The sequence below is a fragment of the Streptomyces sp. RB17 genome (genome assembly GCF_009604455.1).
Taxonomy (GTDB): domain Bacteria; phylum Actinomycetota; class Actinomycetes; order Streptomycetales; family Streptomycetaceae; genus Streptomyces.
Genome location: NZ_WEGL01000003.1, coordinates 349,270 through 375,030, shown reverse-complemented (window position 1 = coordinate 375,030; position 25,761 = coordinate 349,270). Strand labels below are relative to the sequence as shown.

23 protein-coding genes and 1 pseudogene are annotated in these 25,761 nt (G+C 71.3%); 17 read left to right on the top strand and 7 right to left on the bottom strand.

What is annotated here, in order from left to right; all coding sequences use genetic code 11:
• Positions 1-40 precede the first annotated feature (40 nt).
• A complete protein-coding gene (trhA, locus tag SRB17_RS15370; protein ID WP_153538918.1) occupies positions 41-751 on the bottom strand; it encodes a PAQR family membrane homeostasis protein TrhA in 711 nt (236 codons plus the stop codon).
• A gap of 286 nt (positions 752-1,037) precedes the next feature.
• Here trhA and SRB17_RS15365 point away from each other — a divergent pair, with 286 nt between their 5' ends.
• Entirely contained in the window at positions 1,038-2,858 is a 1,821-nt protein-coding gene (locus tag SRB17_RS15365; RefSeq protein WP_323375586.1) for a phosphoenolpyruvate carboxykinase (GTP), read from the top strand.
• Between the two features lie 369 nt (positions 2,859-3,227).
• Here the strand turns inward: SRB17_RS15365 and SRB17_RS15360 are convergent, their stop codons facing one another.
• Both SRB17_RS15360 and SRB17_RS15355 read right to left on the bottom strand, forming a co-directional pair.
• Positions 3,228-3,647: a hypothetical protein gene (locus SRB17_RS15360; RefSeq protein ID WP_153538916.1), complete on the bottom strand. Its 420-nt coding sequence runs from the start codon at positions 3,645-3,647 to the stop codon at positions 3,228-3,230.
• 87 nt (positions 3,648-3,734) lie between these two features.
• Positions 3,735-4,946, bottom strand: coding sequence for a pyridoxal phosphate-dependent aminotransferase (locus tag SRB17_RS15355; RefSeq protein WP_153538914.1), 1,212 nt, complete (start codon positions 4,944-4,946; stop codon positions 3,735-3,737).
• A 216-nt stretch (positions 4,947-5,162) separates the two neighbouring features.
• On the opposite strand from SRB17_RS15355, the gene SRB17_RS15350 reads away from it, so the two are divergent.
• Together SRB17_RS15350 and SRB17_RS15345 are read left to right on the top strand one after the other, a co-directional pair.
• Positions 5,163-6,179, top strand: a complete 1,017-nt coding sequence (locus tag SRB17_RS15350; RefSeq protein WP_228396074.1) for a hypothetical protein — start codon at positions 5,163-5,165, stop codon at positions 6,177-6,179.
• Between the two features lie 325 nt (positions 6,180-6,504).
• Positions 6,505-7,338, top strand: a complete 834-nt coding sequence (locus tag SRB17_RS15345) for a trypsin-like serine peptidase (protein ID WP_153538912.1) — start codon at positions 6,505-6,507, stop codon at positions 7,336-7,338.
• Here SRB17_RS15345 and SRB17_RS15340 read toward each other — a convergent pair.
• Positions 7,335-8,948, bottom strand: a complete 1,614-nt coding sequence (locus tag SRB17_RS15340) for an N-acyl-D-amino-acid deacylase family protein (protein ID WP_153538910.1) — start codon at positions 8,946-8,948, stop codon at positions 7,335-7,337. The two genes, SRB17_RS15345 and SRB17_RS15340, sit on opposite strands and share 4 nt — an antisense overlap.
• A 24-nt stretch (positions 8,949-8,972) precedes the next feature.
• Positions 8,973-10,256: an amino acid deaminase gene (locus SRB17_RS15335; protein ID WP_153538908.1), complete on the bottom strand. Its 1,284-nt coding sequence runs from the start codon at positions 10,254-10,256 to the stop codon at positions 8,973-8,975.
• A gap of 196 nt (positions 10,257-10,452) precedes the next feature.
• Here SRB17_RS15335 and SRB17_RS15330 point away from each other — a divergent pair, with 196 nt between their 5' ends.
• The 5 genes from SRB17_RS15330 to SRB17_RS15310 all read left to right on the top strand — a co-directional run bounded on the left by SRB17_RS15330 (position 10,453) and on the right by SRB17_RS15310 (position 15,004).
• Positions 10,453-11,550, top strand: coding sequence for a sugar kinase (locus SRB17_RS15330; protein WP_153539740.1), 1,098 nt, complete (start codon positions 10,453-10,455; stop codon positions 11,548-11,550).
• Positions 11,547-12,308 carry an IclR family transcriptional regulator gene (locus SRB17_RS15325; RefSeq protein WP_153538906.1) on the top strand — a complete coding sequence of 254 codons (762 nt, stop codon included), beginning with the start codon at positions 11,547-11,549 and terminating at the stop codon, positions 12,306-12,308. Before SRB17_RS15330 ends, SRB17_RS15325 begins: the two co-directional genes overlap by 4 nt.
• Before the next feature lie 16 nt (positions 12,309-12,324).
• Complete coding sequence (locus SRB17_RS15320) at positions 12,325-12,735, top strand: RidA family protein (protein ID WP_153538904.1); 411 nt, start codon at positions 12,325-12,327, stop codon at positions 12,733-12,735.
• A 162-nt stretch (positions 12,736-12,897) separates the two neighbouring features.
• Positions 12,898-14,373 carry a gluconate:H+ symporter gene (locus SRB17_RS15315; protein WP_323375812.1) on the top strand — a complete coding sequence of 492 codons (1,476 nt, stop codon included), beginning with the start codon at positions 12,898-12,900 and terminating at the stop codon, positions 14,371-14,373.
• A 73-nt stretch (positions 14,374-14,446) separates the two neighbouring features.
• A complete protein-coding gene (locus SRB17_RS15310; RefSeq protein ID WP_323375583.1) occupies positions 14,447-15,004 on the top strand; it encodes a hypothetical protein in 558 nt (185 codons plus the stop codon).
• A gap of 60 nt (positions 15,005-15,064) precedes the next feature.
• Here the strand turns inward: SRB17_RS15310 and SRB17_RS46325 are convergent.
• Positions 15,065-15,190 (bottom strand): annotated as a pseudogene (locus tag SRB17_RS46325) (antibiotic acetyltransferase); the annotation flags it as partial.
• Between the two features lie 166 nt (positions 15,191-15,356).
• Positions 15,357-17,072, bottom strand: a complete 1,716-nt coding sequence (locus tag SRB17_RS15305) for a glycoside hydrolase family 18 protein (RefSeq protein ID WP_323375582.1) — start codon at positions 17,070-17,072, stop codon at positions 15,357-15,359.
• A 312-nt stretch (positions 17,073-17,384) separates the two neighbouring features.
• On the opposite strand from SRB17_RS15305, the gene SRB17_RS15300 reads away from it, so the two are divergent.
• The 9 genes from SRB17_RS15300 (at position 17,385) to SRB17_RS15260 (ending at position 25,753) form a co-directional block, all read left to right on the top strand.
• Positions 17,385-18,269, top strand: a complete 885-nt coding sequence (locus SRB17_RS15300) for a hypothetical protein (protein ID WP_416237058.1) — start codon at positions 17,385-17,387, stop codon at positions 18,267-18,269.
• 57 nt (positions 18,270-18,326) lie between these two features.
• Positions 18,327-19,034: a Flp pilus assembly protein CpaB gene (gene cpaB, locus SRB17_RS15295; protein WP_153538900.1), complete on the top strand. Its 708-nt coding sequence runs from the start codon at positions 18,327-18,329 to the stop codon at positions 19,032-19,034.
• A 12-nt stretch (positions 19,035-19,046) separates the two neighbouring features.
• The gene (locus tag SRB17_RS15290) at positions 19,047-20,288 is read left to right on the top strand and encodes a P-loop NTPase (RefSeq protein ID WP_153538898.1); all 1,242 of its coding nucleotides are present in this window, start codon (positions 19,047-19,049) and stop codon (positions 20,286-20,288) included.
• A gap of 55 nt (positions 20,289-20,343) precedes the next feature.
• On the top strand, positions 20,344-20,673 hold the full coding sequence (locus SRB17_RS15285; RefSeq protein ID WP_153539732.1) for a pilus assembly protein: 330 nt from the start codon (positions 20,344-20,346) through the stop codon (positions 20,671-20,673).
• Position 20,674: 1 nt separating this feature from the next.
• On the top strand, positions 20,675-21,022 hold the full coding sequence (locus SRB17_RS15280; RefSeq protein ID WP_153538896.1) for a TadE/TadG family type IV pilus assembly protein: 348 nt from the start codon (positions 20,675-20,677) through the stop codon (positions 21,020-21,022).
• Between the two features lie 16 nt (positions 21,023-21,038).
• The gene (locus SRB17_RS15275; protein ID WP_153538894.1) at positions 21,039-22,376 is read left to right on the top strand and encodes a CpaF family protein; all 1,338 of its coding nucleotides are present in this window, start codon (positions 21,039-21,041) and stop codon (positions 22,374-22,376) included.
• 7 nt (positions 22,377-22,383) lie between these two features.
• Entirely contained in the window at positions 22,384-23,328 is a 945-nt protein-coding gene (locus SRB17_RS15270) for a type II secretion system F family protein (protein WP_153538892.1), read from the top strand.
• A 16-nt stretch (positions 23,329-23,344) separates the two neighbouring features.
• Positions 23,345-24,235: a DUF5936 domain-containing protein gene (locus SRB17_RS15265; protein WP_153538890.1), complete on the top strand. Its 891-nt coding sequence runs from the start codon at positions 23,345-23,347 to the stop codon at positions 24,233-24,235.
• A gap of 198 nt (positions 24,236-24,433) precedes the next feature.
• A complete protein-coding gene (locus SRB17_RS15260) occupies positions 24,434-25,753 on the top strand; it encodes a sensor histidine kinase (protein WP_194294041.1) in 1,320 nt (439 codons plus the stop codon).
• Positions 25,754-25,761: the final 8 nt, after the last annotated feature.

Below are 25,761 nucleotides of genomic sequence, written 5' to 3'. Positions count from 1 at the left end.
GGCTGATGAGCCGTGGCCGGAAAGGGAGGGGTGAGGGTGGTTATGCGTGCTGGTAGGCCACCAGCGAGATGCCGACGTAATGGACGACGAACGCGGCGAGGGTGAAGGAGTGGAAGACCTCGTGGAAGCCGAACCAGCGCGGAGACGGGTTCGGGCGCTTGATGCCGTAGACCACGCCGCCGGCGCTGTAGAGCAGGCCGCCGATGACGACCAGCACCAGGACCGCGATGCCGCCGGTGCGCAGGAAGTCGGGGAGGAAGAACACGGCCGCCCAGCCCATCGCGATGTAGCAGGGCGTGTAGAGCCAGCGCGGGGCGCCCACCCAGAAGACGCGGAAGACGATGCCGGCCGCGGCGGCGCCCCAGATGCCCCACAGCAGCCACTGGCCCTTGGCTCCGGGCAGGAGCAGCAGGGTCAGCGGGGTGTAGGTGCCCGCGATGATCAGGAAGATGTTGGCGTGGTCCAGGCGGCGCAGGACGCCGTCCATCCGGGGGCTCCAGTTCCCCCGGTGGTACAGCGCGCTGACACCGAAGAGCAGGCAGGCCGTCAGGACGTAGATCCCGCAGGCGACGCGGCCTCTGGTGGAGTCGGCGAGGGCGGTGAGCATGAGGCCAGCTATGAGTACGGCCGGGAACATGCCGAGGTGCAGCCAGCCGCGGAGCTTCGGCTTGACGTGTTGCGGCAGCGAGAGCGCGGGACCGCGGCCCTGGGCCGGCGTGTCCGTGGGCGCGTCGGGGACGGACGCAGTCATGGGGGGCATGGTACCTACGCCACCGTAAGTCGGGTGTCAGCGCGGGTCTTGGTCGATCGAACGCAAAAAGACCTTCAGGTGACGCAAACCTGGACGTAAAGGGAACGCAAACAGGCCTGGAAACCGTGGCCTTCCTCACGTCGCTCACTTGTGAGGTCCCCTGGACATATGGGCGCCGGCGTCGGATGATCAAATGAGTGCAGTCGGCACCGGATGAGCATTCGAAGCGTCCGGGTCGCAGCCCCCACGGGGCCACAAGGACAAAATCCCTCACTTAGGAGCAACCGTGGCGCGCGACAACTCGGCTTCCAGCGTTCCCACCAACCACCAGGAACTGATCTCCTGGGTCGACGAGATCGCCGAACTGACGCAGCCAGACAGGGTGGTCTGGTGCGACGGCTCCGAGGCCGAGTACGAGCGCCTGTGCGAAGAGCTCGTGGCCAAGGGCACCTTCCGGAAGCTCGACCCGATCAAGCGCCCCAACTCCTACTACGCGGCCTCCGACCCGACCGACGTCGCGCGCGTCGAGGACCGCACCTTCATCTGCTCCGAGAAGGAGGAGGACGCGGGCCCGACCAATCACTGGAAGGCCCCCGCCGAGATGCGGGAGATCTTCAGCGGCGAGAAGGGCCTGTTCCGCGGCTCCATGCGCGGGCGCACCATGTACGTCGTCCCGTTCTGCATGGGCCCGCTCGGCTCCCCGCTCTCGGCGATCGGCGTGGAGATCACCGACTCCGCCTACGTCGCCGTCTCCATGCGCACCATGACGCGCATGGGGCAGCCGGTCCTGGACGAGCTGGGCGAAGGCGGCTTCTTCGTGAAGGCCGTCCACTCCCTCGGCGCCCCGCTGGACGAGGGCCAGGAGGACGTTCCGTGGCCGTGCAACTCCACCAAGTACATCTCGCACTTCCCCGAGGACCGCGAGATCTGGTCGTACGGCTCCGGCTACGGCGGCAACGCCCTGCTCGGCAAGAAGTGCTACGCGCTGCGCATCGCCTCCGTCATGGCCCGTGACGAGGGCTGGCTGGCCGAGCACATGCTGATCCTCAAGCTCACCCCGCCGCAGGGCGAATCCAAGTACGTCGCCGCCGCCTTCCCGAGCGCCTGCGGCAAGACGAACCTCGCCATGCTGGAGCCGACGGTCTCCGGCTGGACCGTGGAGACCATCGGCGACGACATCGCCTGGATGCGCTTCGGCGAGGACGGCCGCCTGCACGCGATCAACCCCGAAGCCGGCTTCTTCGGCGTCGCGCCCGGCACCGGCGAGCACACCAACGCCAACGCGATGAAGACCCTGTGGGGCAACTCGGTCTTCACCAACGTCGCCCTCACCGACGACGGCGACGTGTGGTGGGAGGGCATGACGGAGGAGACCCCGGCCCACCTGACCGACTGGAAGGGCCGCGACTGGACCCCGGACTCCGCCGAGCCCGCCGCGCACCCCAACGCCCGCTTCACCACCCCCGCCGCGCAGTGCCCGATCATCGCGCCCGAGTGGGAGGACCCCAAGGGCGTGCCGATCTCGGCGATCCTCTTCGGCGGCCGCCGCGCCTCCGCGGTGCCGCTGGTGACGGAGTCCTTCGACTGGAACCACGGCGTCTTCCTCGGCGCCAACGTGGCCTCCGAGAAGACCGCCGCCGCCGAGGGCAAGGTCGGCGAGCTGCGCCGCGACCCGTTCGCCATGCTGCCGTTCTGCGGCTACAACATGGGCGACTACATGGGCCACTGGATCGACGTGGCGAAGGACAAGGACCAGTCCAAGCTGCCGAAGATCTACTACGTCAACTGGTTCCGCAAGAACGACGAGGGCACGTTCGTCTGGCCCGGCTTCGGCGAGAACTCCCGTGTCCTGAAGTGGATAGTGGAGCGCCTGGAGGGCAAGGCCGAGGGCGTCGAGACCCCGATCGGCATCCTGCCGACCAAGGAGGCCCTCGACACGAACGGCCTCGAACTGTCCGACTCCGACCTGGACTTCCTGCTCACGGTCGACAAGGAGATCTGGCGCGAGGAGGCGGCACTCGTCCCCGAGCACCTCAACACCTTCGGCGACCACACCCCGAAGGAGCTGTGGGACCAGTACCGCGCGCTGGTGGAGCGCCTGGGCTGAGGCCGCACCTCGAAAGAGATCCCGAAAGAGATCCCGAAAGACTCCACGGCCGGCCGCCGTGCCCTGACCAGCGATCGTCCCGGCCGGCCGTGGTGACATGCCGGCGAGGCCCGCACAACGGCGTGGGGGTCCTGGGCCTGTCGTCACGTTCCCGCTCGCCCCGCGGGAACACGACGGCAGGCCCTCGCCTGTCTGCCGGCCCCGGGTCGGGGCCGCGTCTCGCCGTAGGGGCCTCGTTCCGTCCTGCGGCTGCCGGTTCGCTGTGGCCGGTCGCGCAGTTCCCAGCGGCTCTGGCGGCATTGCGGTGCCGTCCTCGCGTGGCTGCGGGTGCACGCGGACCGGGGCCGATCGGGGGCCCCGGAGGCGGCGTCAGTGGGCCGCGCTGAGTTCCTGCGGGTCGGCCAGCGCGGCGGCGTGGGCGTCCATGCGCTCGGCGGCCAGGATCGCCGCGGCGGTGTCCGCGCGGGACGCGGCGACGACCAGCGCACGGCCCGCGAGGGCATGCGCCCGCCGGTGCAACGGCGCCGGCTCGCCGGCCGGGGCCGGCACCGCGCGCGCCGGCGTACGGCCCGCCCGGAGCCTGCTCACCTCGCCGGCGAGACGGTCCGCGGCCGCGTCCAGGTCGGCCGACGGAGTCAGCCCGCGCAGTTCGTCGGTCACGGCGAGCAGCGCGGCGAGGTGGCCGGCGAGCTGGATGTCCAGCTCCTCCTCGCGCGACCGGTGGGGGAATTCCGAGGTGGTGCCGGCCATCGTGCTGTGGACCGACTTGGTGCGGATCGGCTCGTACATGGGATGGCCTCCTGTGCGCTGACAGGAAACCATCCTAGCTTGGATTTCGTCTAAAGTTGAGTCGGGTCACGGAGCGCGGTCCGTCCGCTACGGCTGGCTGTAGCCGTCCAGGAAGGTCCCGATCCGGGTGACCGCGTCCCGCAGATCGCCGACCGTCGGCAGGGTCACCACCCTGAAGTGGTCCGGTTCCGGCCAGTTGAAGCCCGTGCCCTGGACGACCATGATCTTCTCCTGGCGCAGCAGGTCCAGGACCATCTGCCGGTCGTCCCTGATCTTGAAGACCTGGGGGTCGAGGCGCGGGAAGAGATACAGCGCGCCCTTGGGGCGGACGCAGCTCACGCCCGGGATCTGGGTGAGCAGCTCGTACGCCGTGTCCAGCTGCTCCTTCAGCCGCCCGCCCGGCAGCACCAGGTCGGTGATCGACTGCCGTCCGCTGAGCGCGGCGACCACCCCGTGCTGCCCCGGCATGTTGGCGCACAGCCGCATGTTCGCCAGGATCGTCAGGCCCTCGATGTAGGAGTCGGCGTGCGCGCGCGGGCCGGAGATCGACATCCAGCCGACCCGGTAGCCGGCCACCCGGTACGCCTTCGACATGCCGTTGAAGGTGAGGGTGAGCAGGTCGGGGGCGATCTTCGCGGTCGGGGTGTGGGTGGCGCCGTCGTAGAGGATCTTGTCGTAGATCTCGTCCGAACAGACCAGCAGATTGTGCCGGCGGGCGATGTCCGTCAGCCCCTTGAGCATGGCCTCGTCGTACACCGCGCCCGTGGGGTTGTTGGGGTTGATGATGACGATGGCCTTGGTGCGGTCGGTGACCTTGCGCTCGACGTCGGCGAGGTCGGGCATCCAGTCGGACTGCTCGTCGCAGCGGTAGTGCACGGCCGTACCGCCGGACAGGGACACGGCGGCGGTCCACAGCGGATAGTCCGGGGCCGGTACGAGGACCTCGTCGCCGTCGTCGAGGAGGCCCTGCATCGCCATCACGATCAGCTCGGAGACGCCGTTGCCGATGAAGACGTGCTCGACGTCCGTCTCGATGCCGAGGGTCTGGTTGTGCATGACGACGGCGCGGCGGGCGGCCAGCAGGCCCTTGGCGTCGCCGTAGCCGTGCGCGCTGGAGACGTTGCGGAGGATGTCCTCCAGGATCTCCGGGGGGCACTCGAAGCCGAAGGCGGCCGGGTTGCCGGTGTTGAGCTTGAGGATGCGGTGTCCCGCCGCCTCCAGCCGCATGGCCTCCTCGAGAACCGGGCCCCGGATCTCGTAACAGACGTTGGCGAGCTTGGTCGACTGGATCACCTGCATGTCGTGAGCTTACGACCCGCGCATGCCTCTTGAGCCGTGTTTTCCGCCACGTGAGACACGGCGGTTTGCCCGGATATCGCCGATGACTGTCTCAGGGGCCACTTGCGTCCCTAGAATGCGGTGCCGTTCCGCCGGGTCGGGCCGGTACGGAGGGGTCGTCAGGGGGCGGGCCCGAGCGGGTGGCTTGTGCGCACAGCGAGGTGGAGTGGGGCGGGGATGCACGGAGACACGGGCAGGGACGGCAGACGCGAACGGGGCGAAGCCCCCCAGGACCCGCCGAGCGCGTCGGCCGTGCAGCCGCCGCAGACCCTGCCGCACGTGTACGACACCGAGCAGCGGCGGGCCGTGCCGGGCGTGTCGGCTGTGCGACTGACGCAGGCCGTGCCGCACGTGTACGAGGCCGAGCCGACGCAGGCTCTGCCGGGCGTGCAGCCGCCGCAGGCCGTGCCGCACGTGTACGGGACTGAGCCGGCGCAGGCCCTGCCGGAGGCCGAGCGCGCACAGGCGAACGGACGGCCGCCGCATGCCGGGCACGCGCCGGTAGCCGCGCCGAACGTGTACCTCCCGCAGGCCCCGGCCCTCGCGTACGAGGAGTACGCCGATCCCGCCGCCGCCCACGGCTGGACGAGCGCCTACGACGAGACCCGCCGGCTGCCCCCGCCGGCCGAGCCGAGCGCGTCGATCGAACCGACCGAGGCGATCGAGGCGACGCGGGCGACCGGGGCGCCGGCGGTGACCGGGCCCGACGGCCGGTCCCGGTCCGGTGCGGGACGGGCCGCGCGGCGGCGGGCCGAGCGACGCACGGGCGGCCGTCGCCGGGTGGCGGTCGTCGCAGGGGTGCTGGGTGTGGCCGGCGCGGTCGCGGTGATCGCCGCGGTGGTGGGCGGTTCGGATTCGCCCGCCTCGGACGGCTCCGGTCCGGCCGGCGGCAAACGCGCCGTCGTCGATGGCTCCGCCACCGCGAGCCCCCGTACGGGCGCCGGCACCCCGGCCGGTGCCGCCTCGACGGCCGGCGCCCCCTCGCCCTCGCCGTCCCGCTCGTCCGCCTCCCCGACCGCCGGCGCGTCCCGGGCGCAGCCGAGCGCCGGCCCGGCCACCTCGGCCCCCGCCACCACCGCCGGGACGTCCGGCACTCCCACGTCCACCGCGCCCACGGCCGACCCGTCCACCGCCACGTCAGGATTCCCCAGCGGCCGGGGCCACGGCCACGGCCCCACCAAGCGCCCCCACTGACTGACGCGCCATCGCCGAGGCCGGCCTCAACGCCATCGCCGGGAAGCCGGCCCGTGTGCCGCCGCAGGGCTTCCGCTGCCCCCGCAGGGCTTCCGCATCCGGCGATGCCGTGGACCCTGCCCCGCCGTGTCCGGCGGACGCCTTCACGCCGACCGCCGTGCATTTCGGGCCACTTGGCCGACGGATGTGCTGTGCGGCCGGCACCCTTCCGGGCCGAAGGCGATCCTCCGCAGAGGGAAACCCCTATGACCTGAGCCGGCTTCTTGTTCCCGCCCCTCTCCTGTACTGAGAATGCGCATGACAATCTCGCAGAGGGGACCCCCACATGAACAAGCCTCTCCTTGCCGCACTCTCCTCCCTGGCCCTGGCCGGGCTGGGTGCCACTCCCGCGGTCGCCGCGCCGCACAGCACCGCCAAGCCCGCGGTGACCGTCAACTTCGCCGGCACCGTCGCGCTCAGCAACTGCTCCGGCTCCGTCATCCGCTTCCCCAACTCGGCCGACAGCGACCCCGCGCTCGTGCTGACCAACGGCCACTGCCTGGAGACCGGCTTCCCGGACCCCGGCGAGGTCATCACCGGCCAGTCCTCCAGCCGCACCTTCGGCCTGCTGAACTCCTCCGGCAGCAAGGTCGCCACGCTGCGCGCCAACCAGGTCGTCTACTCGACCATGACCGACACGGACGTCACGATCTACCGGCTGACCACCACCTACGCGCAGATCAAGAGCGCGTACGGGATCAGCGCGCTCACCGTGAACGACACCCACCCCACCGCCGGCACCGCCATCAAGGTCGTCTCCGGCTACTGGAAGCGCACCTACAGCTGCAGCGTCGACGGCTTCGTGTACCGGCTGAAGGAAGGCGACTGGACCTGGAAGGACTCGGTCCGCTACACCTCCTCCTGCAACACCATCGGCGGCACCTCGGGCTCCCCGGTCATCGACACCACCACCGGCAAGGTCGTCGCCGTCAACAACACGGGCAACGAGGACGGCGAGACCTGCACGGTGAACAACCCGTGCGAGGTGGACGAGAACGGCAACGTCACCATCCACCAGGGCATCAACTACGCCGAGGAGACCTACCAGATCCCCGCCTGCTTCACCACGGGCAACAAGCTGGACCTCGGCGCGGCCGGCTGCGTCCTGCCGAAGCCCTAGCGGGCGTCCGTACGGCGGACGGACCGGCCCGCGAGGACGTCCGTCCGCTTGCCGTCCTCGATGACGAACCGTCCGTCGACCAGGACGTACGGGATACCGGCCGGCAGTGTGCGCGGCTCGGCGAAGGTCGCGCCCGGCGCCACCGTCTCCGGGTCGAACAGCACCAGGTCGGCCCGGTACCCCTCGCGCACCAGCCCCCGGTCCAACAGCCGCAGCCGGGTCGCGGGCCGGGACGTGAGATGGGCGACGCATTCCTGAAGGGAGAGGATCCCCAACTCCCGCACGTAGTGGCCGAGATAGCGCGGGAAGGTGCCGTAGGCGCGCGGATGCGGCTTGTCGCCCCGCAGGATGCCGTCGGAGCCGCCGGTGTGGGTGCGGTGCCGCATGATCGCGCGGACGTTGTCCTCGTGGCCGACGTGCTGGAGGATCGTCGTACCGAGCCGGTCCTCGACCAGCAGCCGGCGGGCGGTGTCCCACGGGGCCTCGCCGCGCGCGGCAGCCGACTCCCGTACGGTACGGCCCACATGCTCCCCGAGCGCCGGGTCGCTGACCCCGGAGATCTCGATCGTCTCCCACTCCACGGGTACGCCGTGGCAGCCGTCCGAGCCGGTCACCTCCAGGTCGTGCCGGATGCGCGCGGCCGTCGCCGGGTCGTTGAGCCGCGCCAGGATCTCCTCCGGGCCGCCCTCGCTCGCCCAGCTCGGCAGCAGCGCGGCCAGGGTGGTGCAGCCGGGGGTGTAGGGATAGGTGTCGAGGGTGACGTCCGCGCCGCCGTCCAGGGCCTGGTCCAGCAGGGCCAGCAGTTCGGGAGCGCGGCCCTGGTTGACGCCGAAGTTCATGGTGGCGTGGGCCAGATGCAGCGGACACCCGGCCTCCCGGGTCAGGGCGACCATCTCGGCGTACGCCTCCAGGGCGCCGGCGCCGTAGGAGCGGTGGTGCGGGCAGTAGTAGCCGCCGTACGACGCCACCACCCGGCACAGCTCGGTCAGTTCGGCGTCCGGGGCGTACATGCCCGGCGTGTACGTCAGCCCGGAGGACAGCCCGACCGCGCCCTGCTCCATGCCCTGCGCGACCAACTGCCGCATCCGGTCCAGCTCTTCGGGGGTCGCCTCGCGGTCCTCCCAGCCGACGACGAGCGCGCGGACCGTGCCTTGGGGGATGAGATACGCCGCGTTGACGGCGATGCCCCGGTCGAGCCGGTCCAGGTACTCGCCGACCGACCGCCAGTCGAAGTCGATGTCGTCGCCGTACCCGTTCCACCCGGTGATCGCCCGCCGCACCTCCTCCAGCGTGCGGTCGTCCACCGGTGCGTACGACAGCCCGTCCTGCCCGAGGACCTCCAGCGTGACCCCCTGCGCGGCCTTCGCGCTGTGGTCGGGGTCGCGCAGCAGCGCGAGGTCGGAGTGGGCGTGCATGTCGATGAAGCCGGGGGAGAGGACCAGGCCCTCCGCGTCCAGCTCCCGCACGGCGCGCGGGCGCTGGCAGCCGGCCGCGGCGGCCTCCTTGACGATTCCGACGATCCGGCCGCCGTCGACCACCACATCGGCCCGGTACGACGGTTCGCCGCTGCCGTCGACGACGTCGGCGTCCCGGATGACCAGGTCCTCCATGTCCCGCCTCCCTTTCCCCGGCTCCTAGAAGAACGTACGGACGTATTCGACGACCGTGCCGTCCGCCTCGGCCACCGGGATCAGCTGCCACTTGTCGAAGGACGTGCACGGGTGGGACAGACCGAGCCCGATCCAGTCGCCGGCCTCGACGTCCGCGCCGGGTTCCGTGCGCAGCCAGGCGTGCTGGTCGGACAGGCCGGTCACGGTGATCCCGGTGGCCGGGCGCTCGACACCGTTCCGGCGTACCACCTGGGCGGTGGGCAGGTCCAGGTCGTAGGCCGCGTCGCGCTTGCCCGCGTTGGCGAAGGCCTGCTCGGCGGTGGGCCGGGAGACCACCTGCGCCCACAGCCGGAAGGCGGGCTCCAGGGCCCCCTCCTCCGGGACCCGGGCGAAGGGGGTGAGCCTGCGGTAGTGCCCGTCGTCGTGCGAGACGTACGCCCCCGAGCGCAGCAGCTTCAGCACGGGCAGGGAGAGCCCGGGGATCTCCGCGAACACCTCGGCCACCGCGTCGAACCAGGCGCTGCCGCCCGCGCTCACCACGATCTCCTCCGCGTCCTTGAGGAGTCCGGTCCTGTCGAGGCCGACGGCGAGCGCCACCAGCCGCCGCAGATACGACCGCACCCGCTCCGGATCGGCCTGTGGGACCTCGCCCTCGTAACCGGCGACGCCCACGAGCCGCAGCGTCCGCGTACGGTCCACCGCATCGGCCACGGCCAGGGCGTCGGCCTCCGTGCGCACACCGGTCCGCGCACCGTCGCCGGCGCCCAGCTCGACCACGACGTCCACGGGCCGGGCGGAGCCCTGGAGCGCGGAGTCCATCAGCTCGACGCCGCGCACGGAGTCGACGTAGCAGACGAACCGGAAGTCCGGGTCGGCGGCGAGTTCGGCGGCGATCCAGCGCAGCGCCGAGGCGTCGACCAGCTCATTGGCGAGGAAGACCCGCTGGATGCCGAACGCGCGCGCGACGCGCACCTGATGGGGCACCGCCAGCGTGATGCCCCAGGCGCCGTGTTCGATCTGGCGGTGGAAGAGCTGCGGGGCCATGGAGGTCTTGCCGTGTGGGGCGAAGGCGAGGCCGTGCCGGGCGGTGTAGGTCTCCATGAGCGCGAGGTTGTGCGCGAGCCGCTCGGCGGAGAGGACGAGGAGGGGGGTGGTGAAGCCGCCGGCTCCCTCGGCCGCCGCGAAGAGGTTGCGGCGCTGGGCGGTCAGCTCGCGGACGGTGAGGCCGTCGGCGTCCGCCGGGAGGCCCTTGAAGCGGTGGTCGACGCGTTCCTCGGCCAGCCGGGCGAGCGCTTCACTGCTGCTCATGGAGCCCCTCTCTCGGTTCGTTGCAGTGTGTGCAACGGCCATTGCGTGCATTGCTACTGGTGTCTAGCATCTCGCCGACACCGGGTCAACGGAGCCGCCACCCGGGTATCGGACAGGAGTCATCATCAACGACGCTGCTTACGCCGTGAAGGGTTCGGCCGCGCATGCCGTGGACGTGGTGGCGCTCGGCGAGTCCATGGTCACCTTCCTGCCCCGTCGGCCGGGCCGCCTCGCGGACGTGCCCTCCTTCGACCGCGCGATCGGCGGCGCCGAGTCCAACGTGGCGTGCGTGCTGGCCGCCGCCGGGCACACCGCCCGCTGGGTCGGCCGGGTCGGCGCGGACGGCTTCGGCGACCACCTGGTGGAGCGCATCGCCGCGTACGGCGTCGACGTGTCAGCCGTCTCCCGCGACCCGGCCCGCCCGACCGGCGTCTACTTCCGCACGGCCGGCGACCGGGGCACCGTCGCGCACGAGGTGGCGTACTACCGGGCGGGCTCGGCGGCGTCGGCGATGTCGGTGGCCAACGTGGACCTGCCGGCGGTACGGGCGGGGCGCGTCCTGCACCTGTCCGGCATCACGGCAGCGCTCTCCGCCGAGTGCCGAGCCCTGATGCACACCCTGACGGCTCCCCGGCCGGGGCGCCCCGTGCTCTCCTTCGACGTCAACCACCGCCCGGCCCTGTGGCGGAATCCCGAGGGGCCGCTGGAGCTGCTGGACCTGGCCCGCCGCGCCGACATCGTCTTCGTCGGCGAGGACGAGGCGGAGGAGGCCTGGGGCATCACGGGCGGCCCGGACGCGATCCGCGCGGCACTTCCGGAGCCGGGGGTGCTGGTGGTGAAGCAGGGGGAGAGGGGGGCGACGGCCTTCGAAGGCGCACACGCGACGCCCCCCGCACTGCCGGGCACCGCACTGCCGGCCACCGCACTGCCGGCCACCGCACCCCTGGCCGCCGCACCTCCGGCCACCGCACAGCCGACCCACCGCGCACCCACCCTGCCCACCTTCGCGCCGGCCGTGAAAGCAGACGTCGTAGCGACAACCGGCGCCGGTGACGCCTTCGCCGCCGGCTTCCTCTCCGGCGCCCTCCGCGGCCTTCCCCTGAGGACCCGCCTCCGGCTCGGCCACCTCTTCGCCGCGGCCACCCTCACCACCCCCGGCGACCTGGCCACACCTCCGACCCGGGAGCACGCCGACCGCCTGACCGCCCTGGACGACACCGCATGGGGGAGACTTCGACTCGCCCCCGGCTGGACGCAGGCCGAGCGGGCCACGGAGGAGGCGAACACCCCATGAGCCAGACCGTAGACCGCGCCCTGAGCATCCTGCCGCTCCTGGCCGAGGGCCCCGCCGACCTCGGCCAGGTCGCCGACCGCCTCGGCGTACACAAATCGACCGCCCTCCGCCTCCTGCGCACCCTGCACGAGCACGGACTGGTCTACCGCCAGTCCGACCAGCGCTACCGCCTCGGCGCCCGCCTCTTCGCCCTCGCCCAGGAGGCGATGGAGAACCTCGACATCCGCGAGATCGCCCACCCCCACCTCGTACGGCTGAACGAGGCCTGCGGGCACACCGTGCACCTCGCCGTGTACGAGGAGGGCGAGGTCCTCTACATCGACAAGGTGGACAGCCGCTACCCGGTCCGCATGTACTCGCGCATCGGCAAGCCCGTCGCCATCACCGTCGCGGCCGTGGCCAAACTCCTCCTCGCCGACCTGCCCGAACCCGAGCGCCGCGCCCTCGCGGACACGCTCGACTACCCCCTGTACACGCCCCGTTCCACCCCCAACGCCGCCGCTTTCCTGCGGGAGTTGGAGAAGGTCCGCGAACAGGGCTGGGCCACCGACCTCGGTGGCCACGAGGAGTCCATCAACTGTGTCGCCGCTCCCGTCCGCGGCGCCGACGGCCGCGTGGTCGCCGCGATGTCGGTGTCCGCACCGAACGTGGTCGTCACCGCCGAGGAACTCCTCACCCTGCTCCCGCAGGTCCGCCGTACCGCGGACGCGATCAGCGGCGAGTACTCCGGAAGAACGCCGGTCGGTGACCCCGAATGACAGACAAGGACCCTGCATGACCGAGAAGACCGCCCTCACCCCGAAGACGCACACCACCCCGCCCGCCAAGTTCTCCCACGGCGTGAAGAAGGGCAACATCCTCCAGGTCGCCGGCCAGGTCGGCTTCCTGCCCGCCGAGGAGGGCAAGCCCCCGACACCGGCCGGCCCCACCCTGCGCGCGCAGACCCTCCAGACCCTCGCCAACGTCAAGGCGATCCTGGAGGAGGGCGGCGCGAGCTGGGACGACGTGATGATGATCCGCGTCTATCTGACGGACGTGGACCACTTCGCCGAGATGAACGAGATCTACAACGCCTACTTCGAGGAGCAGGGCCTCACCCAGCCGCCCGCCGCCCGGACCACGGTCTACGTCGGTCTCCCGGCCGGCCTCCTCATCGAGATCGACGCGCTTGCCGTACTCGGCTGAGCCCTGACGATCCCTCACCTCCCGTACGTCCGTTCACGGTACGGCGGCCTCCACACCCGGGCCGCCGTGCCGCGATCCCCCCTGCCCGGCTGCGCCCTCCGGGGGGACACCCCCCAGACCCCCCGAACGATGTTCTTACCCAGAGGACCCCCGATGCCCCCCATATCCCTCCCGCTCGCCGCAACCGCCCCCGCCACCCCACCCCACACCGGAGGCCTGCTCCTCCTCGTCGACGGCACCCCCGGCCTCCTGACGGTCGCGGCCCTCGGCATCGCCCTGTTGCTGTTCCTGATCATCAAGGTCCGGCTGCAGCCCTTCGTGGCCCTCCTGGCCGTCTCCATCGCCGTAGGCCTGCTGGCCGGCCTGTCGGTCACCGAGCTGTTCGGCACGGTCCAGCGCTCCGACGCCGTCTCCACGATCGAGTCCGGCATGGGTGGCATCCTCGGCCACGTCGCGATCATCATCGGCCTCGGTACGATGCTCGGCGCGATCCTGGAGGTCAGCGGCGGAGCAGAGGTACTGGCCGCCCGCCTGCTGGCCCTGTTCGGTGAACGCCGCGCCCCCCTGGCGATGGGCCTGACCGGCCTGATCTTCGGCATCCCGGTCTTCTTCGACGTCGGCATCTTCGTCCTGGCCCCGCTCGTCTACGCGGCGGCGAAGCGCGGCGGCAAGTCGATCCTCCTCTACTGCCTCCCCCTGCTGGCCGGCCTCTCCATGACCCACGCCTTCCTGCCCCCGCACCCCGGGCCGGTCGCCGCCGCGGGCCTCCTCCACGTCCAGCTCGGCTGGATCATCCTCATGGGCATCGTCTGCGGCATCCCGGCCGTACTGGCCGCCTGGGCGTACTCCGCCTGGATCGGACAGCGGATCTTCGTCGCCGTACCGCAGGACATGGTCGAGGCGGCGGAGGAGGCGAAGCGGGCGGTGGTGGCCGAACAGCGCGCCCAGGGAGTGGCACCCCAGGAGCATCCGGTCCCGCTCGCCACGGTCCTGGCCATCATCGGCACGCCCCTGATCCTGATCCTCGCGGCCACCTTCTCCTCGATCGCCCTGGACCCGTCTCCCACCCGCTCGGTCCTGGAGTTCTTCGGCAGCCCGTTCGTGGCCCTGACCATCGCCCTGCTGATGGCCTACTACCTCCTGGGAATCCGCCGCGGCTGGTCCCGCAAGTCCCTGGAAACGGTGTCCACTTCCTCGCTCAAGCCGGTCGGCAACATCCTGCTGGTGGTCGGCGCGGGCGGGATCTTCGGCGCCGTACTGAAGGCGAGCGGCGTGGCCCAGGCCCTGTCGGACACCTTCCACGGCGTGGGCCTGCCGGTGATCGTCCTGTCGTACCTGATCTCGCTGGTCCTGCGGGTGGCCCAGGGCTCGGCGACGGTGGCCATCGTGACGACGGCGGGCATCGTGGCACCCCTGCTGACGGAATCCCACCACTCCCAGCCCTTCGTGGCCCTGGTCATCATGGCGATCTCGGCCGGCTCCATCTTCGCCTCGCACGTCAACGACGGCGGCTTCTGGATGGTGGCCAAGTACTTCGGCATCAGCGAACGGGACACGCTGCGGACGTGGACCGTCCTGGAGTCGGTGCTGTCGGTGGCGGGGTTCGCGGTGGCGGCGGCGGTGAGCTTGTTGGTGTGAACGTGACGTGAGCGAAACCGGGGATGGACGGGCTGACTGGTTCCGGCACAGGGATGTCGTCCATACTGCCGCCGTGGAGCAGCGCATAGGAGCGAGCAGCAAGCCGTCCGAGGCCGAGCCGTTGAAGCCCGAGCCCGTGACGGGCGCCGGTTTCGACCCGGCGTTCATCCCCGGAATCACGGGCCCGGCTCCGGCGTCGGCCAAGTCCGACGAGCCGGAGCGGGAGCCGGAGCCGCAGGACGCGGAGGTGTCGGCGGACCCGGCGGCGCCCGAGGACTCGAAGGCGCCCGAGGAGACCTCGGAGACCTCGCGGAACGAGGAGACCGCGGGCGACGAAGGCCCGCAGGACGGCCCGGTCTTCGAGGCCTCCGACCGTCGCGCGAGGATCGTGGCCGACGGCAAGGGCGTCCGCCTCCGGCTGGACGAGGAGTCCTGCGAGTTCCGCTGGGACGAGATCGCGGCGGTCGAGACGGAGGCCCCCCGCTTCGGCAAGCGCTACACGATCACCGTCCACACCCCGGACCGCCGCTGGTACCCCATCGAGATCGAGGCGTCGTCGAAGTCCCGCTTCACGGAGTGGGACGAGCAGCTGGACGCGGTGCTGGACGCGTACTTCGAAGACGGCGAGTGACCGACCGAGGCGGACCGAGGCGGTGTCCGCCTCGGTGAGTGACGCCTGGCGGACGTCCCGGGCGGCCGCTCCCAGGTCGTCGATGGTGCCGGACATGATCGTGCGCACGTGCTCGGTGATGTGTTCCGCCGGCCAGTCCCACCATGCCACCGCCGGCAGGCGGGCGATGTCCCGGTCGTGGTAGCGGGCATGGTGAGCGCATCCTCAGCGGTTGTCCGTGACGGTGTCCGGTCCATGGTCGCCTTGCTGAGCCGTCCTCCACACCTGTGTGGCACCTGCGTCGACGTGCGGCAACGCCCGGGCTCCTCCAAGGCCCGGGCGTCGTCGTCAGGCGGACAAGCCGGATGTCACGTCACGGCAGCGCGTGCACATGCGCCCCCACCGCGTTCGACCACGCGTTGCCCGCCGACGCGTCCCAGTTCGTCGACCAGGTCATCGCGCCCCGCAGGTCGGGATAGGTCTTGGCCGGCTTGAAGGTGCCGCAGTTCGTGCCGGCCGTCAGGCAGTCCAGGGCGTTGTTCACCACGGTGGGTGATACGTAGCCGCTGCCCGCCGCGCTGGTCGACGCCGGGAGGCCGAGGCCCACCTGGGACGGGGCCAGGCCGCCCTGCAGCTGGATGCAGGCGAGCGCGGTGAGGAAGTCGACCGAGCCCTGGCTGTAGACCTTGCCGTCGCAGCCCAGCATGGAACCGCTGTTGTAGTACTGCATGTTGACGACCGTGAGGATGTCCTTCACGTTCAGGGCCGTCTGGAAGTAGGAGTTCGACGTCGACTGCATGTCGATCGTCTGGGGGGCCATCGTGATGATCAGGGACGAGCCGGCCTTTGCCGACAGGGCGCGGAGCGCCTGCGTCATGTACGTCGCGTCGAGGCCGTTCTCCAGGTCGATGTCGACGCCGTCGAAGCCGTACGTCTGCATCAGGGAGTAGACGGAGTTCGCGAAGTTCGTCGCCGACGTCGAGTCGCTGATCGACACCGTGCCGTTCTGGCCGCCGATCGAGACGACGACCTTCTTGCCGGCCGCCTGCTTGGCCTTGATGTCCGCCTTGAACTGGTCCACCGTGTAGCCGCCGAGGCCGGAGGAGTCCAGGTTGAAGGTCACCGCTCCGGGCGTCGCGGTCGCGTCCGCGAAGGCCACCGCGATGATGTCGTACGACGACGGGACGTCCGACAGCTTCTGGACCGTCGCGCCGTTGTTGAAGTTCTGCCAGTAGCCGGTCACCGCGTGCTTGGGCAGCGAGCCACCGCCACCGCCACCGCCGCCGGAGGACGTCGTGGCCGACACCGTCGCCGACTTCGCCGACTCGCCCGCCGAGTTCGTCGCCGTCACCTGGAAGGAGTACGAGGTCGAGGCCGACAGGCCCGTCACCGTCGCCGACGTTCCCGTCACCGCCGTCACCTTCGTGCCGTCGCGGTAGACGTTGTAGCCCGTCGCGCCCGAGACCGGGGACCAGGACAGCGAGACGGAGGAGGACGTCGTGCCGGAGACCGTCACGCCGGTGGGAGCCGCCGGGACCGCCGGGGCCGGGTCGCCGCCTCCGCCGCCGTCGGGGCCGTAGACCGAGACGTCGTCGGCGTAGTAGGGCGCCTGGGCGTACCAGCCGTGTGTGTAGACCGTGACCGACGTCGTCGACGCGCCGGTGGTGAAGGTCGTGGACAGTTGCTTCCAGGCGGTGGTGTCCGGCGTCCACGTGGACACGTCGGTCGTGCCCGTGCCCGTCACGCCCAGGTAGGAGTAGCCGCCCTGGACCCACGCGCTGAGCGTGTACGTCGAGTTGGGCTCGACCGCGACCGCCTGGGTGCACTGGGCGTTGTCCTGGCCGGCCGGGGTCGCCTTCAGTGCCGAGGCGCCTGAGTGCACCGGGGAGGAGACCGTCGTGCCGCTGCCGGCCGTGCACGTCCAGTTGGACAGACCCGACTCGAAGCCCGCGTTCTTGACGTTGTTGACGTCCGCCGCGGAGGCCGGGGTTGCGGCGAGCCCTGCGACGGAGAGGGCCAGGGCCGTGGCGGCGGACCACAGGGTGATTCGCCGTCCGCGGGGTCTGGGTATGCCTGGTGCATGGTCCACGGGGGGCCTCCGGTGGGGAAGGGGAGTTCGGAGAGGGAGCCTTGACGGGGAGAAGGGAGGGAAGAGAGGTGCGCTGGGCACCGTTGGGCATACAAGTTGGTCCAGACCAATTGGGGTGTCAAGAGGTCCAGACCAAATCGGCTTCCGGATGGTCGCTCAAGCTGTCCGGATTTGGCGGGAGTTGTGACCAGAGAGTTCCACGCGAGCTTCACAAACGCTGTTCTCCGGTCATACGGCCGTGGATACAGTGCTCACGTAGTCACGCAGTGAAGTCGTCCGGCGTACAGGAGTGACCTCTGTGGGCCGGCGGGTGTGAAGAGCGGGGAGCTGCGCGTGCCAACTGCCATTGCCGTGACCAGTGCCGACATGGCACTGCCGGCGCAGGACGAACGGACCATGCCGGCCGTCGTGCTCGGCGGCCTCGACCAGCGGCCCCTGGAGCACGCGCTCAGCGAACTGCACACCCTGACCGAGCAGTACGGGTATGTGGTCGTCGTCTGCTCGACCGCCACTCCGGAACCCGTCGTACGCCGGCTGCACACCCTGCGCTCGCTGCTGGAGAGCGACCGCATCGCCTTCTTCCGGCCGGAGCTGCCCCCGCTGGGCATCGCCGTGCTCGCCCGGCAGCTGCGGCAGCTCGCCTCCTGCGATCTGAGCCCCGGGGTCCTCGCGTCCGCCGGGCGGCTGCTCACCCATTACATCCACGCCGGGGCCGTGCTCGGCTCGGTCGCCAAGCTGGACCGGGTGCCGGTCGGGCTGAAGGCGCACGCCAAGTCCTGGGTGCCCGGCAGCCAGTTCGCCGTGCTCGCCCATCCCGAGCCGCAGCTCGAGCGCATAGCTCCCGGTGTCACGCTCAAAGGGCCCGAGTTCAACACCTGGATGCTCGTCGCCAAAGGGCAGCAGGCGCAGGGTGACTGGGTCGCCGGGCTCGCCGGGCAGTGGAGCGTGCACGGGCTGCGCGAGGTCCCGCTGCCCGCCGAGTCCCCGGTGTGGTGGGGCACGGGCCGCATGACCGAGTTCTGCAGCTACCTCGCCGATCTGTCCGTCCTGTACCAACTGGTCACCTCGGTACGGCAGACCGTCTGCCACTGGTGCGGACTCGACGTCATCGGTGACCGCTGTGTCTTCTGCTCCGCCACCCCGCCCGCCCACGAACCCGCCGCGCCCCGCGCCCTGGAGCAGCGCACGCCCGCCTGACCCGCCCGTACGTCCCCAGTCCGCTCGACCGATTCCCCCAATGAGGTTGCACGGTTCATGAACTCCCGTCAGCGCCGCGGCGTGATACTCCTGATCCTGTCGGTCCTGTGCGCTCTCGGCGCGTTCGCCGGCGTGCTCTCCGTCGTCCGCAACGTCAATTCCAAGGTCGGGCCCGAGGTCACCGCCTACCGGGTGCGGTCCGACGTGAAGCCCTACACCACCCTGGACGCCGGCCAGTTCGAGAAGATCGAGATGCCCAGGCGGTGGCTGTCCGGCAACGCGGTCACGGATCTCCGGCAGATCCAGGGCAAGATCGCGGTCACCACCCTGCGCAGGGGCTCCCTGCTCCAGACCGACATGATCGTCGACCAGCCTGCCCTCCAGCCCGGACAGCAGGAGGTCGCCATCATGATCGACGCGGCGACCGGCGTGGCGGGGAAGATCACCCCCGGATCGCACGTCAACGTGTACGCCACCTTCGCCGGAAAGAAGGAGGGTGACCCCGACCAGTCGAAGATCATCGTCACCGACGCCCGGGTCCTCGACGTCGGCCAGATCACCGCCCTCGACCCGGACCAGAGCAAGAACCAGCAGCAGCCCAGCGAGGCCGTCCCCATCACCTTCGCACTGTCCACCCTCGACGCCCAGCGCATCACCTACGCCGAGTCCTTCGCCCAGCGCGTCCGGCTCGCGTTGGTGGCGCCCGGCAGCGAGACCAGCGTTCCGGACAAGGAGCGCACCTATGAACTCGCGACGGACAAGTGAGAGGCGGCCCGCATGCCTACCAGGATCCTCCCGGCGGGAGCCGACCCGGACGCCGTACGCTCCCTCACCACCCTGCTCAGCCAGCTCCCCGACGCCGAACCACAGCCGCCGGTCGGCGACTCCACCCAGCTCGTCGACACCCTCGCCCGGCTCGCCGCCGAGTCCGTGGACGAACTCCCGGAAGTCGTCGTCGTCCACGAGCGGATCGGCCCGGTCCCGGCCCTGGAGCTGATCCGCGAGGTCGCCCTGCGCTTCCCCGCCGTCGGCGTCATCCTCGTCACCACCGACGCCGGCCCCGGTCTGTTGTCCGCCGCCATGGACTCCGGCGCCCGCGGCCTGGTCGCGCTCCCGCTGTCGTACGAGGAACTCGCCAGCCGGGTCCAGGCCGTCGCCCAGTGGTCGACGGGGGTACGGCGTCACCTCGGCCACGGCGCCTCCGACGTGCTCGGCGGGGTCGGCGGTACGGTCGTCACGGTCAGCGGCGCCAAGGGGGGAGTCGGGGCCACCCTGGCGGCCATCCAACTGGCCCTCGCCGCACAGGCCTCCGGGCGGGCGACGGCCCTGGTCGACCTCGACCTCCAGACCGGGGACATCGCCTCCTACCTGGACATCCAGTTCCGGCGGTCCGCGGCCGACCTCGCCGCCATCACCGACATCTCGCCCCGCGTCCTCGCCGACGCCGTCTTCCGCCACGACACCGGGCTCGCCCTGCTCCTCGCGCCCGGCGAGGGCGAACGCGGCGAGGAGGTCACCGACCGCGCCGCCCGCCAGATCGTCAGCGCCCTGCGCTCCCGCTACGAGGTGGTCGTCGTCGACTGCGGCGCCCAGCTGAGCGGTGCGGGCGCCGCCGTGGTGGAGATGGCCGACATCGCGCTGCTGGTCACCACCCCGGACGTCGTCGCCGTCCGCGCCGCCAAGCGGACCGTACGGATGTGGGACCGGCTGCAGATCCGCAAGGCCGAGGAGACGACCGTGGTCGTCAACCGGCTCACCCGCAGTACGGAGATCCAGCCCGCGCTCGTGCAGCGCATCACCGGCACGGCGCTGGCGCGTACGGCCATTCCCGCCAACTTCAAGGAACTTCAGGCCGTTGTGGACGCCGGCCGGGTCCATGAACTCGACAGCAGGAGCACGGTGAAACAGGCGCTGTGGGGGCTCGCGGGGGAGCTGGGGCTGGTGCGGGCGGCCGAGGGGGCCGCGGGCCATCGGGGAAGTGGGCGCGGTCCGGTCGGATTCCGGCGGCGGAAGGAGTGAGCGGGCCGTGAAACGGGGTGGTGATCGAGGTCAGGTGAGCATCGAGTTCCTGGGGATGACGCCGCTGATCATCCTGACGCTGGTGCTCGTGTGGCAGGCCGTGCTCGTGGGGTACACCTTCACACTCGCCGGGAATGCCGCGGACGAGGGGGTTCGAGCGGGGACGGCGGCGCCGCGGGGGGAGCGGTACGGGGTGTGCCGGCAGGCGGCGCTGAAGCATCTGTCGGGGGCGTGGCAAGGGGGAGCCGAGGTGAACGGGTGCGACCAGACCGGCTACGTGTCGGTGGATGTGAGGCTCAAGGTCCCCGTCCTCTTCCCCGGTCTGATCGACTTCCCGGCTCACGTGACCGGCCACGCCGGCGCCGTCGAGGAGGTGAAGCGCTGAGATGCCGTACCGACGCGGACGGCGGGACACGGGCCAAGTCGCCATCGAGTACCTCGGGTTCATTCCGATCCTCCTGATCGTGGCCATGGCCGGCATCCAGATCGGGGCCATCGCCTACGCCGCCGAGCAGGCCAGTACGGCGGCCAGGGCGGGGGCGCGGGCCGCGTCCCTGGAGCAGGACCCGCAGCAGGCGTGCGCTCAGGCGGTCAGCGGCGCACTCACGGTGTCGTGCGCCAGGGGAGGCGGTGATGCCGGCTCGGTCACCGTCACCGCCAGAGTCCACATCCCCAAGATCATCTGGGACTTCGGCGACGCCACCAAGACGGCCACCATGCCGCTCGACCACTGACCGAGGAGGTGCCGACATGAGCCTGCGCGCGCGCATCAGCACTCCGGAGGAGCACGGCAGCCGGGGCGAGGACGGGCATCTGGTCGCCTCCTACCGGGCGAAGCTGCTGGAGGAGATCGACCTCGCGGAGATGAGTTCGCTCGCCGCGGCCGAGCGCCGGGCGCGCCTCGAGCGGGTGCTCGGGCACATCATCAGCCGCGAGGGCCCGGTGCTGTCGACCGTCGAGCGCTCGCAGCTGATCCGCCGGGTGGTGGACGAGGCGCTGGGCCTCGGCATCCTGGAGCCCCTCCTCGAAGACGCCTCGATCACCGAGATCATGGTGAACGGACCCGACGCGATCTTCGTCGAGCGAGGCGGCCGCGTCGAGCAGCTCCCCTTGCGGTTCGCCTCCGCCGACCAGCTGATGCAGACCATCGAACGGATCGTGTCCACGGTCAACCGCCGGGTGGACGAGTCGAACCCGATGGTGGACGCCCGCCTCCCCTCCGGCGAGCGCGTCAACGTCATCATCCCGCCCCTGTCCCTGACCGGCCCGATCCTCACGATCCGCCGCTTCCCGCGCTCCTTCACCCTCCAGGAGCTGATCTCCTTCGGCTCGCTGGACGAGCACATGGTGTATCTGCTGGCCGGCCTGGTGCAGGCGAAGTTCAACATCATCGTCTCGGGCGCAACGGGCACCGGGAAGACGACCCTCCTCAACGCCCTCTCCGGGCTGATCCCGTCCCACGAGCGCATCATCACCATCGAGGACTCCGCCGAACTCCAGCTCCAGCAGACCCATGTCGTCCGGCTGGAGTCACGGCCGCCGAACGTCGAGGGCAAGGGCCAGGTCACCATCCGCGACCTCGTCCGCAACTCCCTGCGCATGCGCCCGGACCGGATCGTGGTCGGTGAGGTCCGCGGCGGCGAGTCCCTCGACATGCTCCAGGCGATGTCCACGGGCCACGACGGATCCCTGGCGACGGTGCACGCGAACAGCGCCGAGGACGCGCTCACCCGGCTGCAGACGCTCGCCTCCATGTCCGACGTCGAGGTGCCCTTCGTGGCCCTGCACGACCAGATCAACAGCGCGGTCGACGTCATCGTCCAGCTCACCCGGTTCGCCGACGGCGCCCGCCGGATCACCGAGATCGCGCTCCTCGACAGCCACGGCGGGGAGCCGTACCGGATCGCGACCGTGGCCCGGTTCGAGGCCCAGCCCATGACCCCCGACGGCCGCGTGTACGGCAGCTTCCGGTACTTCCCGCTGCCCCGCCGTACCGCCGACCGCCTCTACATGGCGAGCCAGCCCGTCCCGCAGGCCTTCGGAGTCGCCCACTCCGTGGACCAGCTCGCCACCCGAGAAGCCAGGTAGGCCACCCATGGAACTCCACACCCTCGTCCAGCTCACCACCGGCGTGACGCTGCTGACCTGCGTCCTGGCGGTGGCCGGCGCGCACACCTACGCCTCGGGCCGGGCCCAGCGCGCGGCCCTCGTGGGCCGGCTCACCCACACCGGCCCGGCCCCGGCGACCGGCCGCACGCGCCGCTTCCGCGACCTGGACCGGCGACTGCGCCGTACCCGCCTCGGCCGCCGGCTGGAGCTGCGCCTGGCCGCGACCGGACTGGACGTCACCCCGGGCGAGTTCTTCGTCTACATCCTCGCCACGGTCGCCGCGCTCTGGCTGATCGGCCAGGCCACCCTGGCCCCCTTCTTCGGACCGCTCGCCGGGCTCCTCGGCATCTGGGCGGCGGTGCAGTTCCTCAACTGGCAGCGGCAGAAACGCATCGAGCGCTTCATCAACCAGCTCCCCGAACTCGCCCGCATCCTGGCCAACGCCACCCAGGCGGGCCTCGCCCTGCGCACCGCGATCGGCATGGCGGCGGAGGAGCTGGAGGCCCCGGCGGGCGAGGAACTGGCCAAGGTCGCCGATCAGCTGGCCATCGGCCACTCCCTCGACGACGCGCTCGGCGAGCTGGCGGACCGGCTGCCGTCCCGGGAGCTGGTCGTCCTCGTCACGACCCTGGTCCTGTCCAACCGGGCCGGCGGCCAGGTGGTGTCCGCCCTGCGGAACCTGACCGAGACCCTGGAGGAACGCAAGGAGACCCGGCGTGAGATCCGCACCCAGCTGAGTCAGGTGACGATGACGTCGTACGCCGTCCCCGTGCTGGGCGTGGGCGCGCTGTTTCTGATGAACGCCGTGAAGGACGGCGCGCTCGCCCGCATGACCGGCTCGCCGGTCGGCCAGGCCTGCGTGCTCATCGCGTTCGCCATGTACGCCGTCGGATTCGTCCTCATCCGGCGTCTGAGCCGGATCGACGTGTGAGGGGGCGGCCGGACCGATGGTCGGACTTCTGCTCGCCCTGCTGATGGGGCTGGGCGTCTGGGGCGCCTTCGCCGGCATCCGCATGTACCGCGCGGACGCGAAACTCCCCGGTGACCTGGCGGTGGCCCTGGAGGTCGGCGCCACCCGCACCGGCGCGGTCGGCTCGGTCGTCGACCGGATGGGCATGCGCTACGCCCCCGCCGTGCTGCGCCTGATGGGCCCGCGCCTGGTGGCCAAGTACCGCCGCAAGATCGACCTCGCGGGCAACCCCGGCGGCCTGACCATCGACCGTTACGCGGCCCGGCGGGCGGTCTACGGCGCGCTGGGCGGCGTGGGCTTTCTGGTCTTCCTCCTTCGCGGCCAGTGGTTCGTGGCCGTACTGCTTCTGCTCTTCGGCGCGTTCTGGACGGAGGTCGGCATCTGGTCGGCGATCCGGGTCCGCAAGGACGTCATCGAGCGCACCCTGCCGGACTTCCTGGACGTGCTGGCGGTGGTGGTCAGCGCCGGGCTCGGCTTCCGCCAGGCCCTCGACCGGGTGGCCTCCCGTTACGAGGGCCCCTGGGCGGACGAACTGCGCATCACCCTGCGCCAGATGGACCTCGGCATGAGCCGCCGCCAGGCCTTCGCGGAGCTGCGGCGGAGGAACGACTCGGAACAGGTGGCGATGTTCGTGACGGCACTGCAGCAGGGGGAGGAACTGGGCGCGCCGATCGTCGACACGCTCGTGTCCCTGGCGAAGGACATGCGCCGCACCGACGCCCAGAACGCCCGCCGCAAGGCCGCCCGCGCGGTGCCCAAGGCCACGCTGATGATCACCACGTTCATGGTCCCGGCCACCATGCTGCTGCTGGGTGCCGGCCTGCTGCTCGGCTCCGGCGTGGACTTCGGCTCGCTCACGGGGAAGTGAGTGGACGTGACGGTGACGGGGCTGACGGGGCGCGGGGGAGGGACGCTCTTCGGCGGCAGGGTGAGAGAAGTCCTCGGCCGGTTCCGTGAACGGTCGAGGGCGGCCACGGGCCGCCTCGTACGCCGCCGAAAGGCGACGGCCGGTACGGCACCCGCTCCCGAACCCTCCGAGAAGATCCAGATCAGCGCGCTGCAGGCGATGTGCCGGCAGGTCTTCGGCTTCCGCCTCGCCATGATCGCCCTGGCCGCACCCGCCGCGCTGCTCAACGCGGCCCCCGGCCTGGGCACGCGCCTGGTGGGCGCGGCCGTGGTGGTCACCTTCATGGTGTCGTACGTCCTGTTCCGCGACTGGGAACGCTTCGGCCCGCTCCTTCTGCGCCACCCCAGCCTCCTCGCCGCCGACACCCTCTTCGGCTCGTTCCTCCTGGTCTCGGCCGGCCCGGACACCACCCTCGCCTACGTCAGCGTCTGCACCCCGCTGCTGGCAGGCCTGGTCTACAGCTGGCGGGGCGCGGCCTGCTTCGCCTCCCTCCAGTCCCTGATCCTCCTCCTGGTCCACGCGACCCTGAAGGCCGACCGCCACGCCCCGATCGCCGAGGCCCTCCTCCTGCCCGGCCTGTGCGTCATCGCCGGCGCGATGGGCTCGACCCTGCGCAACCTGATGCTCCGCTTCGGCGCCGCGACCCACGCCCTGACGACGGTCCAGGCGCGCCTCGCGGCGGCGGAGGCGGTCAGCGCGGAACGCGCCCGGCTGGCCCGCGAGATGCACGACTCCGTGGCCAAGACCCTGTACGGCGTCGCCCTCGCGGCGGACGGCCTCGCGGCGACGGCCTCGGCGGAGGCCCCCGATCCGGCCCGCGTCAGGACCCAGGCGGACCTGGTGTCCCGCTCGGCCCGCAGGGCGGCGGCGGAGTCGCGGGAACTGCTGACGGACCTGCGCCGACAGGGCCCGGGCGCGCTCGACGGGGGCGGGACGACGGTATGGCGCGAACTGTCCGACGTGACAGCCGACTTCACGACCCGCACGGGCCTGCGGGTCACCTGCTCCTGGCTGGACGGGGACGGGGACGAGGACAGCGGCGGTCCGAACCCCGACCCCGACCCCGCCCCCCGCCTCCCCGCGCTACCCGCCCCCCTGGCCCGTCACCTCCTCGCCATCACCACGGAGGCGCTGGAGAACGCCCACCGCCACGCGCGGGCCACCCGGGTGGAGGTGAGGGCGGCCCTGCACGGGGACCTGCTGCGCCTCACGATCCACGACGACGGCCGGGGCCTCCCGTCCGGCACGACGCTCGAACGGCTCCGCGACTCGGGCCACTTCGGCCTGCTCGGCATGGTGGAGCGGGCCGCACAGGTGGGCGCCCGGATCCGCATCGGCCGGGGTGGCCACGAACGAGGCACGGAGGTACGCGTGGAACTCCCGCTGCGGTCCTCGCCGCTCCTACCGCCCCCGTCGCCCCTGTCGTCCCCGCCGTCCCCGCACGACTTCGACTCCGACCCCGCATCTCGGGAACCCTGAGAGGAGGC

Excerpts from the sequence above, each read along its gene's own strand:
- trhA (WP_153538918.1), bottom strand. The coding sequence starts at position 751 with ATGACTGCGTCCGTCCCCGACGCGCCCACGGACACGCCGGCCCAGGGC.
- SRB17_RS15360 (WP_153538916.1), bottom strand. The coding sequence starts at position 3,647 with ATGTACGAGCCGATCCGCACCAAGTCGGTCCACAGCACGATGGCCGGC.
- SRB17_RS15355 (WP_153538914.1), bottom strand. The coding sequence starts at position 4,946 with ATGCAGGTGATCCAGTCGACCAAGCTCGCCAACGTCTGTTACGAGATC.
- SRB17_RS15350 (WP_228396074.1), top strand. The coding sequence starts at position 5,163 with ATGCACGGAGACACGGGCAGGGACGGCAGACGCGAACGGGGCGAAGCC.
- SRB17_RS15345 (WP_153538912.1), top strand. The coding sequence starts at position 6,505 with ATGAACAAGCCTCTCCTTGCCGCACTCTCCTCCCTGGCCCTGGCCGGG.
- SRB17_RS15340 (WP_153538910.1), bottom strand. The coding sequence starts at position 8,948 with ATGGAGGACCTGGTCATCCGGGACGCCGACGTCGTCGACGGCAGCGGC.
- SRB17_RS15335 (WP_153538908.1), bottom strand. The coding sequence starts at position 10,256 with ATGAGCAGCAGTGAAGCGCTCGCCCGGCTGGCCGAGGAACGCGTCGAC.
- SRB17_RS15330 (WP_153539740.1), top strand. The coding sequence starts at position 10,453 with ATGGTCACCTTCCTGCCCCGTCGGCCGGGCCGCCTCGCGGACGTGCCC.
- SRB17_RS15325 (WP_153538906.1), top strand. The coding sequence starts at position 11,547 with ATGAGCCAGACCGTAGACCGCGCCCTGAGCATCCTGCCGCTCCTGGCC.
- SRB17_RS15320 (WP_153538904.1), top strand. The coding sequence starts at position 12,325 with ATGACCGAGAAGACCGCCCTCACCCCGAAGACGCACACCACCCCGCCC.
- cpaB (WP_153538900.1), top strand. The coding sequence starts at position 18,327 with ATGAACTCCCGTCAGCGCCGCGGCGTGATACTCCTGATCCTGTCGGTC.
- SRB17_RS15290 (WP_153538898.1), top strand. The coding sequence starts at position 19,047 with ATGCCTACCAGGATCCTCCCGGCGGGAGCCGACCCGGACGCCGTACGC.
- SRB17_RS15285 (WP_153539732.1), top strand. The coding sequence starts at position 20,344 with ATGACGCCGCTGATCATCCTGACGCTGGTGCTCGTGTGGCAGGCCGTG.
- SRB17_RS15280 (WP_153538896.1), top strand. The coding sequence starts at position 20,675 with ATGCCGTACCGACGCGGACGGCGGGACACGGGCCAAGTCGCCATCGAG.
- SRB17_RS15275 (WP_153538894.1), top strand. The coding sequence starts at position 21,039 with ATGAGCCTGCGCGCGCGCATCAGCACTCCGGAGGAGCACGGCAGCCGG.
- SRB17_RS15270 (WP_153538892.1), top strand. The coding sequence starts at position 22,384 with ATGGAACTCCACACCCTCGTCCAGCTCACCACCGGCGTGACGCTGCTG.
- SRB17_RS15265 (WP_153538890.1), top strand. The coding sequence starts at position 23,345 with ATGGTCGGACTTCTGCTCGCCCTGCTGATGGGGCTGGGCGTCTGGGGC.
- SRB17_RS15260 (WP_194294041.1), top strand. The coding sequence starts at position 24,434 with ATGTGCCGGCAGGTCTTCGGCTTCCGCCTCGCCATGATCGCCCTGGCC.